The sequence below is a fragment of the Kitasatospora sp. NPDC054768 genome (assembly GCF_053612025.1).
On sequence record NZ_JBSHBN010000226.1, the window covers coordinates 1 to 11,889 of the forward strand.

General features: G+C 71.5%; 9 protein-coding genes and 1 pseudogene. 5 read left to right on the plus strand and 5 right to left on the minus strand.

Going from position 1 to position 11,889, the window contains the following annotated elements; translation table 11 throughout:
* The 3 genes from ACWGKU_RS37980 to ACWGKU_RS37990 all read right to left on the minus strand — a co-directional run.
* The coding region (locus ACWGKU_RS37980; RefSeq protein ID WP_452191761.1) for a cytochrome b at window positions 1–647 on the minus strand (647 nt) is incomplete at its 3' end.
* 235 nt (window positions 648–882) lie between these two features.
* Entirely contained in the window at window positions 883–2,409 is a 1,527-nt protein-coding gene (locus tag ACWGKU_RS37985) for an MFS transporter (protein ID WP_452180194.1), read from the minus strand.
* 147 nt (window positions 2,410–2,556) lie between these two features.
* Window positions 2,557–3,234 carry a TetR/AcrR family transcriptional regulator gene (locus ACWGKU_RS37990; RefSeq protein WP_452180193.1) on the minus strand — a complete coding sequence of 226 codons (678 nt, stop codon included), beginning with the start codon at window positions 3,232–3,234 and terminating at the stop codon, window positions 2,557–2,559.
* Window positions 3,235–3,499: 265 nt separating this feature from the next.
* Between ACWGKU_RS37990 and ACWGKU_RS37995 the strand changes: the two are divergent.
* Window positions 3,500–3,604: pseudogene (locus ACWGKU_RS37995) on the plus strand (Uma2 family endonuclease); the annotation flags it as partial.
* 121 nt (window positions 3,605–3,725) lie between these two features.
* The gene (locus ACWGKU_RS38000) at window positions 3,726–4,514 is read left to right on the plus strand and encodes a VOC family protein (RefSeq protein WP_359912392.1); all 789 of its coding nucleotides are present in this window, start codon (window positions 3,726–3,728) and stop codon (window positions 4,512–4,514) included.
* A 33-nt stretch (window positions 4,515–4,547) separates the two neighbouring features.
* Here the strand turns inward: ACWGKU_RS38000 and ACWGKU_RS38005 are convergent, their stop codons facing one another.
* Window positions 4,548–5,006, minus strand: a complete 459-nt coding sequence (locus tag ACWGKU_RS38005; RefSeq protein ID WP_452180192.1) for a hemerythrin domain-containing protein — start codon at window positions 5,004–5,006, stop codon at window positions 4,548–4,550.
* 251 nt (window positions 5,007–5,257) lie between these two features.
* On the minus strand, window positions 5,258–5,854 hold the full coding sequence (locus ACWGKU_RS38010; RefSeq protein ID WP_401051040.1) for a TIGR03086 family metal-binding protein: 597 nt from the start codon (window positions 5,852–5,854) through the stop codon (window positions 5,258–5,260).
* 284 nt (window positions 5,855–6,138) lie between these two features.
* Here ACWGKU_RS38010 and ACWGKU_RS38015 point away from each other — a divergent pair, with 284 nt between their 5' ends.
* The 3 genes from ACWGKU_RS38015 (at window position 6,139) to ACWGKU_RS38025 (ending at window position 11,825) form a co-directional block, all read left to right on the plus strand.
* Window positions 6,139–6,633, plus strand: coding sequence for a DoxX family protein (locus ACWGKU_RS38015; protein ID WP_452180196.1), 495 nt, complete (start codon window positions 6,139–6,141; stop codon window positions 6,631–6,633).
* Window positions 6,634–6,954: 321 nt separating this feature from the next.
* A complete protein-coding gene (locus ACWGKU_RS38020; RefSeq protein WP_452180191.1) occupies window positions 6,955–9,246 on the plus strand; it encodes a collagenase in 2,292 nt (763 codons plus the stop codon).
* A 287-nt stretch (window positions 9,247–9,533) separates the two neighbouring features.
* On the plus strand, window positions 9,534–11,825 hold the full coding sequence (locus ACWGKU_RS38025; RefSeq protein WP_452180190.1) for a M9 family metallopeptidase: 2,292 nt from the start codon (window positions 9,534–9,536) through the stop codon (window positions 11,823–11,825).
* Window positions 11,826–11,889: the final 64 nt, after the last annotated feature.

Sequence of the window (11,889 nt, forward strand, 5' to 3'; positions counted from 1 at the left end):
GGGATCAGCAGCACGTGGATGGTGAAGAAGCGCGGCACGATGTCGTGGCCGGGGAACTCGCCGCCGAACAGGAACATCTGGATGTACGTGCCGATCAGCGGGACGGCGAGGATCGAGCCCTCGATGAACCGGATGCCGGTGCCGGAGAGCAGGTCGTCCGGGAGCGAGTAGCCGAAGAAGCCGTCCAGCATGCCGAGGAAGAGCAGCAGGAAGCCGAAGACCCAGTTGATCTCGCGCGGCTTGCGGAACGCGCCGGTGAAGAACACCCGCATCATGTGGACGAACATGGCGGCGACGAAGACGATCGCCGCCCAGTGGTGGATCTGGCGGATCAGCAGACCGCCGCGGACCTCGAAGCTGATGTCCACCGTGGAGGCGTAGGCCTCCGACATCGGGACGCCCTTGAGCGGGACGTACGAGCCCGCGTAGACCACCTCGCCCATGCTGGGCTTGAAGAACAGCGTCAGCCAGACACCGGTCAGGATGATGATCAGGAAGGTGTAGAGGCAGATCTCGCCCAGCATGAAGGACCAGTGGTCCGGGAAGATCTTCCGCAGGTTCGCCCTGGCCAGGGAGTGGATCCCCAGCCGGCCGTCCGCCCAGTCGGCGGCCCGCTGCCCCCGCCCAGGGCTCTGATTCCGGGTCATGTGCACGCACCTCGGTCCGAAGGAAACGGGGAGGAGTCCCCGATTCGCACTGAGGGCCACCATAATCGGGGAGTGATCCCCACTTCTACCCCGGGGTCCTTGGCGGCTCCCCGGAGCCGTTCGGGGCCCCGGCCCCCGGTCACCTGGCTCCGCGGCCCCGAACGGCGAGCGGCCCGTCCGGTGTCCTGGAGGACACCGGACGGGCCGCGTACGCACCCGAGCAAACCCCCGGCCGTCAGTGCACCAGCACCGGCACCTCGTTCTCCTTCGCCGCGCCCGTGTCCGAGCCCGCCGCGGCACCCGGCCGGCCGGCGTTGACGAAGGTGAAGGCGACCGCGGCGGCCGCCACCAGAATCCCGAAGGACACCCAGATCGCGGTCGAGAAGCCGTGCACCATGCCCTGGAACTGGAACGCCTTGGCGGCCTCCGGCGAGGTGGCCGCCGCGGTGGCGTGCGCGGCCAGCCACCCGGTGGTCGCGCTGGCCGCGATGGTGTTCAGCAGCGCGGTGCCGATGGCGCCGCCGACCTGCTGCGAGGTGTTGACCATGGCCGAGGCCACGCCCGCGTCGCGCGGCTGGACGCCGTGGGTGGCGAGGCTCATGGCCGGCATGAACGCGGTGCCCATGCCGAGGCCCATCAGGACCAGGCCGGGCAGGATCAGCGCCGGGTACGAGGTGTTCACGCCGATGTGGGCCAGCAGGAACATGCCGACCGAGGCGACCAGGAAGCCGGGCGCCATCAGGTAGCGCGCGGGGACCCTGGTCATCAGCCGGGCGCCGATCTGGGTCGAGCCGGTGATCATGCCCGCCACCATCGGCAGGAAGGCGACGCCGGTCAGCACCGGGCTGTAGCCGAGCACGATCTGCAGGTAGTAGGTCAGGAAGAGGAACAGACCGAACATGCCGATCACGGCCATGCCCAGCGACAGGTACACCCCGCCGCGGTTGCGGTCGAGCACCACGCGCAGCGGCAGCAGCGGGGCCTTGACCCGGCGCTCCACCAGCACGAAGGCGGTCAGCAGCACGGCGGCCGCGACGAACAGCCCGATGGTGCTGCCGGACGACCAGCCGTCGGACTCGGCGCGGGTGAAGCCGTAGACCAGCGCGACCAGGCCGGTGGTCACCAGCAGCACGCCGGGGACGTCCAGCCGGTTGCGGTTGCGGCCCTCGGCGGGCTCGCGGATCACCAGCACGGCGCCCGCGGCGGCCACGATGGCGAACGGGATGTTGACGAAGAAGGTCCAGCGCCAGTTCATGTACTCGGTGAGCAGGCCGCCGAGGATCAGACCGATGGCGCCGCCGCCACCGGCGATCGCGCCGTAGATGCCGAAGGCCTTGGCGCGCTCACGCGCCTCGGTGAAGCTCACCGCGAGCAGCGACAGCGCGGCCGGCGCGAGCAGCGCGCCGAACACGCCCTGGAGCGCGCGGGCGCCGAGCAGCATCGCGGTGTTGGCCGCGGCGCCGCCGAGCGCGGAGGCGAGGGCGAAGCCGGTCAGGCCGACGATGAAGGTCCGCTTGCGGCCCCAGAGGTCCGCGATCCGGCCGCCGAACAGCAGCAGGCCGCCGAAGGCCAGCGCGTAGGCGGTGATCACCCACTGGCGGTTTCCGTCGGAGATGCCCAGGTCGCGCTGCGCGGACGGCAGGGCGATGTTCACGATGGTGGCGTCGAGGACGACCATCAGCTGGGCGAGCCCGATGAATATCAGGGCCTTCCAGCGCCGGGGATCGGGCAGCGTCGCCGGTCGGGCGTCGGTTTGAGGCATGGGGGTACTCACTTCACGGTGCGTGTGGTGTGCGTGAACGGTCGAGTGCCGTACGGGAACGGCGGGTTGCCGCACGGGGAAGGTGCGGTGAAAGGGTGTGCCGGGGCGCGACAGCGCGCCGTCGGGCGGTCGGTCCTGGTGGTCGGGTCAGTTCTGGGGCTGGAAGTCCTCGAAGGTCGCGGCCCGGCCGGGCAGCACCGAAGCGGCCGGCGCGCGCAGGCCGTCCAGGAAGATCTGCAGGTGCCGGTGGACGAAGTCGTCGAGCAGTCGGCAGGCGGTGTTCGGCAGTGGCCGGGTCAGCTGGCTCATCGCGATGAACAGGTCACCGTGGTCGACGTCCGACCGTAGCTCGCCCGCGGCCCGGGCGCGCTCCATCAGCCCGCCCACGGCGGCCTGCAGGCGCTCCCGGATCTCGGTCAACTCCGGGTCGAACGGGTCGACATGGTTGCTGAACAGGGTGCAGAGACCGCCGACCTTCTCCCCGACGGACGCGTGCGCGAACCGCTGGAGGGCGTCGAACGGGCCGCCGCCGTCAGGAGCGTCCGCCTCGGCCGTCGCCGTCTTGGCGAGGGCCAGGATGCGGTTCTTGACGAGCACCGCCACCTCGTGGATCAGCGCCACCCGGTCCGGGAAGTTCCGGTACAGCGTGGCATTGCCGACCCCCGCCCGCTTCGCGATCTCGTCCAGCGGTGCGTCCGCACCGTGCTCGACGAACGCGTCCCGGGCCGCCAGCACGATCCGCTCCCGGTTCCGGCTCGCGTCCGCACGCAACTTCGGCGTACGCGCGCTCCCGGCGGGACGGACCGACTCGGCGGTGGTGGCCACGACGACTGCTCCTCATCAGGATACCGGGGAAATTCTCCCCGCTTCTTCCAACGTACTCGCAAACGGGGAATCCGTCCCCGGAATTTCCGCCCCCCATGTGACCTGCGTCATACGAGGGGTGCCTCGGCCGGCTGGGCTGTGATCGAAGCCGAGCGGCCCGTGACCACCCGCCGGGACCTCGTTGGCCCGAAGGGTGTCCAGGAGAAGGAGGGGCCCGTGACTGTGATCTCCGAGCGCCCGCAGATGCTGCCCGAGCAGTTCGTTCCGCTACGAGACGGTCCACACCCTCCCCTTCGGCAAGGCCGTCCAGCTGCCCGACCCGGTGGGCATCTCCCTGGACACCGAGCCCCTCAAGAAGTGGGTGCGCTGATCCCGGGCATGGCGTCCCCGGGGCGGTGCGGGTGGCGGCCTAGGCTGTGGGCGTCCCGGGCGGCCGGTGGGCCGTGGGAGTCGGGAGGGGCCCGGCGGCCGGGTGGGCGAGGAGGTTCGCGATGGGCAGCGGTGAGACGGCCGCCAGGGTGCGCTGTGTGGCGGCCGTACCGTGCTGGGTGAGCCTGATGGCCCGGGACCTGGACGACGCCGAGGAGTTCTACGGGCCCCTGCTCGGCTGGGAGTTCGAGCCCGGGCCGGACCGCTTCGGCCCGTACGTGCACGCGGTGACCGGCGGGGAGGCGGTGGCCGGGCTGGGCGTCGCCGGCTTCGGGGCGATCCCGGTCGCGTGGACCAGCTACTTCGGGACGGAGAGCGCCGACGCCGCCGCCGACGCGGTGCGCGAGCGCGGCGCGACGCTGGCGGTCGGCCCGCTGACCTTCGACGCCGGACGGGTGGCCTTCGCGGCGGACCCGGCGGGCGCGGTGTTCGGCATCTGGGAGGGCCCGCCGGGCCGGGCCCGGAAGCTGGACGTGCCCGGCGCGCCGGTCTGGATCGAGCTGCGCACCCCGGACCCGTTCGCGGCGGCACTGTTCTACGGCGAGGTGTTCCGCTGGGACGGCCGGGACCCGGAGCGCTTCGACGTCCGCTGGGAGCACGACCGGGTGGTGCTGCGCGCCGAGGGCCACAGTGTCGCGGCGCTGGCCAAGGAACAGGCGGGCGGCCCGGCCGGGATGCCGCCGCACTGGGAGGTGTCCTTCGCCGTCCCGGACACCGACCGGGCGCTGGCCCGGGCCGTGGAGCTGGGCGGCGGCGCGCTCGGGCCGGTCTTCGACTCCCCGTACGGGCGGGTGGCCCGGCTGCGGGACCGCGAGGGCGCCCGGTTCGCGGTGATCGGCCCGAAGGACTGATCGGCCAGGAGAATCGATCGGCCCGGGGCCTGATCAGCCCGGGGAGTCCAGCTCGGCCCGGTCCGCCCGCAGCCGGTCGCCCAGCGCGGTGCGGGCCGCCGCCGGCAGGGCCTTGCGGGCGGCCGGGAAGAGTTGCTCCTCCTCGTCGCGCAGATGCCGGCGCAGGGTTTCGGCGAGGCCGCGCAGCAGGGTGCCGAGGGCCGGGTCGGCGGGTCCGAGCCCCTGGAGGTCGGCGAGGTACTGCCCGATCGCCAGGTGGTCGTGGATGCTGCGGAAGACCAGCGCCCCGCCGTCGGGCACGTCGTGCTGCACCACGGGGAAGAGGTGCTCCTCCTCGGCGGCGCAGTGGGTGAACAGCAGGTCGGTCAGCCGGGCGAGCAGCTCGCCGCGCCCGGGGTCGTCGGCCGGTGCGGCCTCGATCCGGTCGAGCAGCTCGATCGCCGCCCGGTGGTCGGCGGTGAACTCGCCGAGGATGTCAGGCCTGCGGCTCATGGCCCGCCCGCCTCTCGCACGGAAGACTTCCCCCGTCGCCTTCCAGTATCCGGCGCCGGCCCGTTCACCCGGAGGCGCGCCCGTTCACGCGCGGGCGCGGCCGGTCACGCGGAGTCGCGCCCGCCCGCCCGGAGACGCCGCCGTCCGCCCTGCGCGCCGCAGCCCGGTCATCCGCCGTCGCGTATCCCGGTCACCCGCCGTCGTGCGATCCGGTCACCCTCCGTGCCGCCGCCCGGTCACCCGCAGCCCGGTCACCCGCCGTCCTGCCGCCCGGCGAGGGCGAGCAGCCGGGTCTGCGGTCCGGCGTCCTCGGGCACCGGCACCGGCGGGTCGAAGAGCCCGCTGCCGGAGAGGTCCCCGTACCCGGCGAACTCGCCGAGCGCGAACCCGACGAGCCCGTCCGGGAGCCGGGTGAGCCGTCCGATGCCCTCGGCGAGGTCCCAGGAGTGGATCACCAGGTCGGTGGTGAGCTGGTCCAGGTAGTACTGGCCGGAGGTGTCGCCGAAGGAGAGGTGGACGGTCAGCTCGGTGGCGCCGGGGACGGCCCAGGCCTCCCGGGCGGCCTCGGCGGCGTCGGTCCAGGCGGTGACCGGGTCGTCGCCGAGCACGTCGCCGTCGAAGCGTCCGCCGACCTCGCCGACGGTGGCGCCCATCAGCAGTTCGGGTACCCAGAGCTGCTCGCCGGTGAGGTGGTTGACCAGGTCGCGGACGGACCAGTCGCTGCACGGCGTGGGGGAGTCCCACTGGCCGGGGGTGATGAGCCGGACGCGCTCGCCGAAGGCGTCCAGCGCCTCGGGGTACGGGGTGCCGGTCCGCGCCTCCCGTCGGTGGTGCCTGTGTTGAGCCATGCCTCCACCCTCTCCGGCCCGGACGGGCTCCGCGAGTCGCCGACGATCCGTCAGTTGTTCAAATTCGAACTTCGCGGTACGGTCGAAGAGCGGCGGTTCAAATTTGAACAACGGTGGGGGTGACGACCCCTGCCCGCCGCACCACCACAACCCGTGACCACGTCCGGCCGCGCCGGACGACGACCGAACCCCGATCGATGGAGACGCGCATGCCGAGCAGCAGCCCGAGCACGACCGCCGCCACCACCACCGTCAGCCCGGCCCGGGACACCGCCGGGTCCGCGATGACCTCCCCGCACGCCTACGACGCCGGACTCCTGCTCCTGCGCCTGGCCCTCGGCCTGACCATGGCCGCGCACGGCAGCCAGAAGCTGTTCGGCTGGTTCGGCGGCGGCGGGATCGACGGCACCGGTCAGTTCTTCACCATGAGCGGCTACCCGGCCGGCGACGCCATGGCCGTGGTGGCGGGCCTCACCGAGACGCTGGGCGGACTCGCCCTCGCCGTCGGCCTGCTGACCCCGCTGGCGGGCGCCGCGATCGTCGGCACGATGGTCAACGCGATAGCCGTCACCTGGGGCGGCGGCTTCTTCGCCCCGAAGGGCAGCGAGTACGAGCTGCTGCTGACCGCGGGCGCCGCGGCACTCGCCCTGACCGGCCCCGGCCGCTACGCCGTGGACCGCTTCCTGCCGGTGCTGCGGGCGCACCGCCTGGCGTACGGCGTGGCCGCCGTCGTGGTCGGCCTGGTGACGGCGGGCGTGATCCTGCTGCTCCGCAAGTAGCCGCTCCGGGAGGGGCGGCCGGGAATTCCCGGAATCCCCTCCTTCGCAAGCGGAAAGGGCATGGTGACGACTCGTCGCCATGCCCTTTCCGCTGTCGTGGATGGGTGGACCTTGGGTAAAGGCCTTCACAATATTGTGTGATGTGTGCAATGGTACATGGCACATCCCCACCGTCTCCACGGCGGAACCGCCCCACGCGGTGCCGTCGCCGACGGACCTCGCTCCACCGTAGGCCGCGCCCCAACTCGCGGCCTTTGACGGCCCGGAGGCCCCCACGTGAATGGCCGACGCTTACTGCGAGTCCCGCAGTTGGCAAGACTGTTGACGCTCGTTCTGACCCTCGTCCTGGCGGTCGGCGTGTTCGCCCCGCTCAGCCAGGCCACCCCCGCCGCTCCCACCCCCGGCGGGACGACCCCCGCCGGTGCGCCCGTCGGCACGGTGCCCGCCCACCTGGCGCCGCCGCCCGCGATCGGCGCGGACCGCGTCGACACCGCCCCCGCGCGGCCGGACGGCCGGAAGCGGCTCAGCCCGGAGGACCTGGTACCCCAGTCGCCGACGGCCCCGCTCACCGGCCTGCCGACGGCCGACCAGCCGCAGGCCAAGGCCTTCGGGCTGGGCGCGGCCGCCGACCGGCCCTGCAACGTCGGTGACTTCACCGGCCGGACCGGCAGCGCGCTGGTCCAGCAGATCAAGTCCGTCGACCTCCAGTGCGTCAACTCGCTGTTCAAGATCGGCCGCGGCGACGCCGCGAACGCGTTCCGCGAGTCGCAGATGACCGCCGTGGCGTACGCGGTGCGCGACGCCGCGAACAGCTACCAGGGCAACAACGGCGCGTCGATCTCGCAGCTGATGCTCTACCTGCAGGCCGGCTACTTCGTGCAGTTCTACAACCCCGACGTGGTGGGCCCCTATGGCGCCGGCCTGAAGACCGCGACCCGCTCCGCGCTGGACGCGTTCTTCGCCAACTCCCGTTCGCGGGACGTCACGGCGGACAACGCGGGCCCGCTGGCCCGGGCGACCACGCTGATCGACAGCGCCAAGGACAGCGCCCGCTACCTGCCGGTCGTCAAGCGACTGCTGTCCGACTACGACAGCGCCACCTGGAACCCGACCGGCATGGTCTACGGGCTGACCCCGGTGCTCACCGCGCTGTTCGCCGGACACTGGGAGGCCGACTTCCTCCCCGCCGTCAAGGCCGACCCGAGCGTGCTGGACACCCTGTTCACCTTCATCTCCCGCAACCAGGGCCTGCACGGCGGCACCTACGGGCGGACGGTCTACGAGGCGACCAACGAGCTGACCCGTTTCATGCAGTACCCGGAACTGCTGCCCAAGGTGCGCCCCTACGCGCGGGCCCTGGCCCAGCAGTCCGCCCCGACCGGACCCACGATGTACCAGCGTGGCTCGGTGGCGCTCGCGGTGAACTGGTGGGACAAGGCCGACTGCTCGTACTACGGCACCTGTGAGGACCCGGCGAAGTTCAAGGCCGCCAACCTGACGGTCGACCACACCTGCAGCCCGAGCATCAGGATCCTCGCCCAGGCGCTGGACAGCACCCAGCTCGGCACCGCCTGCACCAGCCTGAACGGTCAGGACGCGTTCTTCCACACGGTGGCCAAGGACGGCGGCCCGGTCAAGGACGACGGCAACAGCACGATCGAGGTCGTGGTCTTCCACTCCTCGCTCGACTACCAGGTGCTCGCCGCGGTCATCTACGACATCAACACCAACAACGGCGGCATGTACCTGGAGGGCGACCCGGCGACGGCCGGCAACCAGCCGCGCTTCCTCTGCTACGAGGCCGAGTGGGCCCGCCCGTCCTTCGAGATCTGGAACCTCAACCACGAGTACACCCACTACCTCGACGGCCGGTTCAACGTCTACGGCGACTACGACGCGGGCCAGGTCCAGCCGATCGACTGGTGGGTCGAGGGCTTCGCGGAGTACGTCTCCTGGTCGTACCGCAAGGCCGTCAACACCGACGCCATCGCGGTGGCTTCGCAGCACACCTACAAGCTGAGTGAGCTCTTCGACACGGTCTACGCCAGGAGCAGCCAGGACCGGGTGTACCGCTGGGGGTACCTGGCCGTGCGCTACATGCTGGAGCAGCACCGTTCCGACATGGACGCGGTCCTCGCCAAGTACCGCGCCGGTGACTGGAACGGTGCCCGCACCATCCTGAAGACCACCATCGGCACCCGTTACGACGCCGACTTCGACAGCTGGCTGACCAGGTGCGCCGCCGGCGCCTGCGCCGCCAACACGCCGGGCCAGTCGCAGTTGCCGGAGTGCACCGGCGCCGACACCCGGCAGCTGGACGCCAACTGCGCGCGCAGCAACGTCGCGGCGACCACGGGCAACTACGCGCACTTCTTCCTGACGGTGCCGGCCGGCACCAAGCAGGTGAAGATCACCACCAGTGGCGGCACCGGCAACGGCGACCTCTACTACAACCCGGGCAGCTGGGCGTACACCAACTCCCACGTCCTCCGGTCGACCAACCCGGACAACTCGGAGACGCTGACCGTCACCAACCCGCCGGCCGGCTACGTCTTCTTCGGCCTCTACGCCCAGCAGGGCTTCAGCGGGGTGAGCGTCACGAGCGAATTCTGAGCCGACCTCGGCATGCAGGACAGGTGACCGCCCCGGGCGGAGCGCTACGGCGCCCCGCCCGGGGCGGGTCCGTCGGTGGACCGCCATCACGGGTCCTGACCGAATTCCCCGCGAACTGCGCACAACGCCCCGGGTTCCCAAGGCCATGTGAGATGTGCCATGGTACATGTCACATCCCCCACCGTGCCCGACGGAACCGCCCCCACGCGGCGCCGTCACCAGCGGTCCTCGACACCCCCACCGGCCGCGCCCCACGTCGCGGCCGACGACGGCCCGGAGGCCCCCACGTGAGTCCTTCACGTCTGCTGCGACTCCCGCAGCTGGCACGATTGCTGACGCTCGTCCTGTCCCTGTTCCTGGCGGTCGGCCTGTTCGCTCCGCAGTCCCAGGCCGCTCCCGCCGCCCCCACCCCCGGCGGCACGCCCACGCCCGTCCCCACCGGACCGGCTCCGCAGCCCGCCACCGGCGCCCCCGAACGAGCCGACAGCGGGCAGCAGTTGGCCTCGGTCGACCAGCGCGCCCCGCTCCCGGTCGACACCCGGCCGGCCGAGGTCCGGCCGACCGCCAAGGCCCTGCGCCTCGGCGCGGCGGCCGAAAAGCCCTGTACCGTCGGCGACTTCACCGGCCGGACCGGTAGCGACCTGGTCCAGCACATCAAGGACGCCGACGTCCAGTGCATCAACAGCCTGTTCCAGCTCACCGGCGGCGACGCTCGCGGCGCGTTCCGCGAGGAGCAGATGAGCACGGTGGCCTACGCGCTGCGCGACGCGGCGGCCAACTACCCCGGTGACAACAGCACGTCGGTCGAGCAGCTGGTGCTCTACCTGCGCGCCGGCTACTTCGTGCAGTGGTACCACAAGCAGGACGTCGGCGAGTACGGCGCCGGCCTCAAGACCGCGATCCAGTCCGGCCTGGACGCCTTCTTCAACAGCGCGCACTCGCGCGACGTCGTGGCGGGCAACGGGCCCATCCTGGGCGAGGCCGTCACCCTGATCGACAGCGCCCAGGAGAACGTCCGCTACCTGCCGGTCGTCAAGCGGCTGCTGGGCGACTACAAGGCCGACACCTGGAACCCGGCCGGCATGGCGTGGGCGGTCAACCCGGTCTTCACCGTGCTGTTCCGCGGCCACCAGGTGCCCGGCTTCGACGCCGCCGTCGAGGCCGACCCGAGCGTGCTGGACGCGCTGTCCGACTTCGCGACCCGCAACAACGCCCTGCTCGGCGACACCTACGGCGTGCTGGTCTACAACGCGACCAAGGAGCTCACCCGCTTCCTGAAGGACACGGCCCTCCAGGCCAAGGTCCGCCCCCTCGCCAAGGGGCTGGTCGGCACCTCGGAGCCGAAGGGCCGCACCGTCTACCAGTGGGCCGCGGTCGCCGAGGGCGTCGACTACTACGACGCCGGCAACTGCTCGTACTACGGCACCTGCAACAAGGCCGACCAGCTCAAGGCCGGCGTGCTGACCGTGAAGCACACCTGCAGCCCGAGCATCACGATCCTCGCCCAGGCGCTGGACAGCACCCAGGTCGGCACCGCCTGCACCAGCCTGAACGGTCAGGACGCGTTCTTCCACGCGGTGGCCAAGGACAGCGGCCCGGTCAAGGACGACGGCAACAGCACGATCGAGGTCGTGGTCTTCCACTCCTCGCTCGACTACCAGGTGCTCGCCGCCGCGATCTACGGCATCGACACCAACAACGGCGGCATGTACCTGGAGGGCGAGCCGGCCACGGCCGGCAACCAGCCGCGCTTCCTCTGCTACGAGGCCGAGTGGGCCCGCCCGTCCTTCGAGATCTGGAACCTCAACCACGAGTACACCCACTACCTCGACGGCCGGTTCAACATGTACGGCGACTTCGAGGCCGGCATGACCACCCCGACCGTCTGGTGGGTGGAGGGCTTCGCCGAGTACGTCTCCTGGTCGTACCGCAAGGTCAACAACGACGCGGCCATCGCGGCGGCCGGCCGCCACACCTACAGGCTGAGCGACCTCTTCGACACCGCCTACGGCGACCAGGACCGGGTGTACCGCTGGGGGTACCTGGCCGTGCGCTACATGCTGGAGCAGCACCGTTCCGACATGGACGCGGTCCTCGCCAAGTACCGCGCCGGTGACTGGAACGGTGCCCGCACCATCCTGAAGACCACCATCGGCACCCGTTACGACGCCGACTTCGACAGCTGGCTGACCAGGTGCGCCGCGGGCGCCTGCGCCACCGACGGCGGCACGCCCACCACGCCGCAGTTGCCGGAGTGCACCGGCGCCGACACCCGGCAGCTGGACGCCAACTGCGCGCGCAGCAACGTCGCGGCGACCACGGGCAACTACGCTCACTTCTTCCTGACGGTGCCGGCCGGCACCAAGCAGGTGAAGATCACCACCAGTGGCGGCACCGGCAACGGCGACCTCTACTACAACCCGGGCGGCTGGGCCTACACCAACGCGAACACCGCGCGTTCGACGGGCCCGGACAACTCGGAGACGCTGACCGTCACCAACCCGCCGGCGGGCTACGTCTTCTTCAGCCTCTACGCCCAGCAGGGCTTCAGCGGGGTGAGCGTCACGAGCGAAATGTGAGCCGAGAACGGCAAACGGACAGGTGACCGCCCCGGGCGGAGCGCTACGGCGCCCCGCCCGGGGC

Coding starts and splice junctions, on each gene's coding strand:
- ACWGKU_RS37985 (WP_452180194.1), bottom strand. CDS start 2,409: ATGCCTCAAACCGACGCCCGACCGGCGACGCTGCCCGATCCCCGGCGC.
- ACWGKU_RS38000 (WP_359912392.1), top strand. CDS start 3,726: ATGGGCAGCGGTGAGACGGCCGCCAGGGTGCGCTGTGTGGCGGCCGTA.
- ACWGKU_RS38005 (WP_452180192.1), bottom strand. CDS start 5,006: ATGAGCCGCAGGCCTGACATCCTCGGCGAGTTCACCGCCGACCACCGG.
- ACWGKU_RS38010 (WP_401051040.1), bottom strand. CDS start 5,854: ATGGCTCAACACAGGCACCACCGACGGGAGGCGCGGACCGGCACCCCG.
- ACWGKU_RS38015 (WP_452180196.1), top strand. CDS start 6,139: ATGACCTCCCCGCACGCCTACGACGCCGGACTCCTGCTCCTGCGCCTG.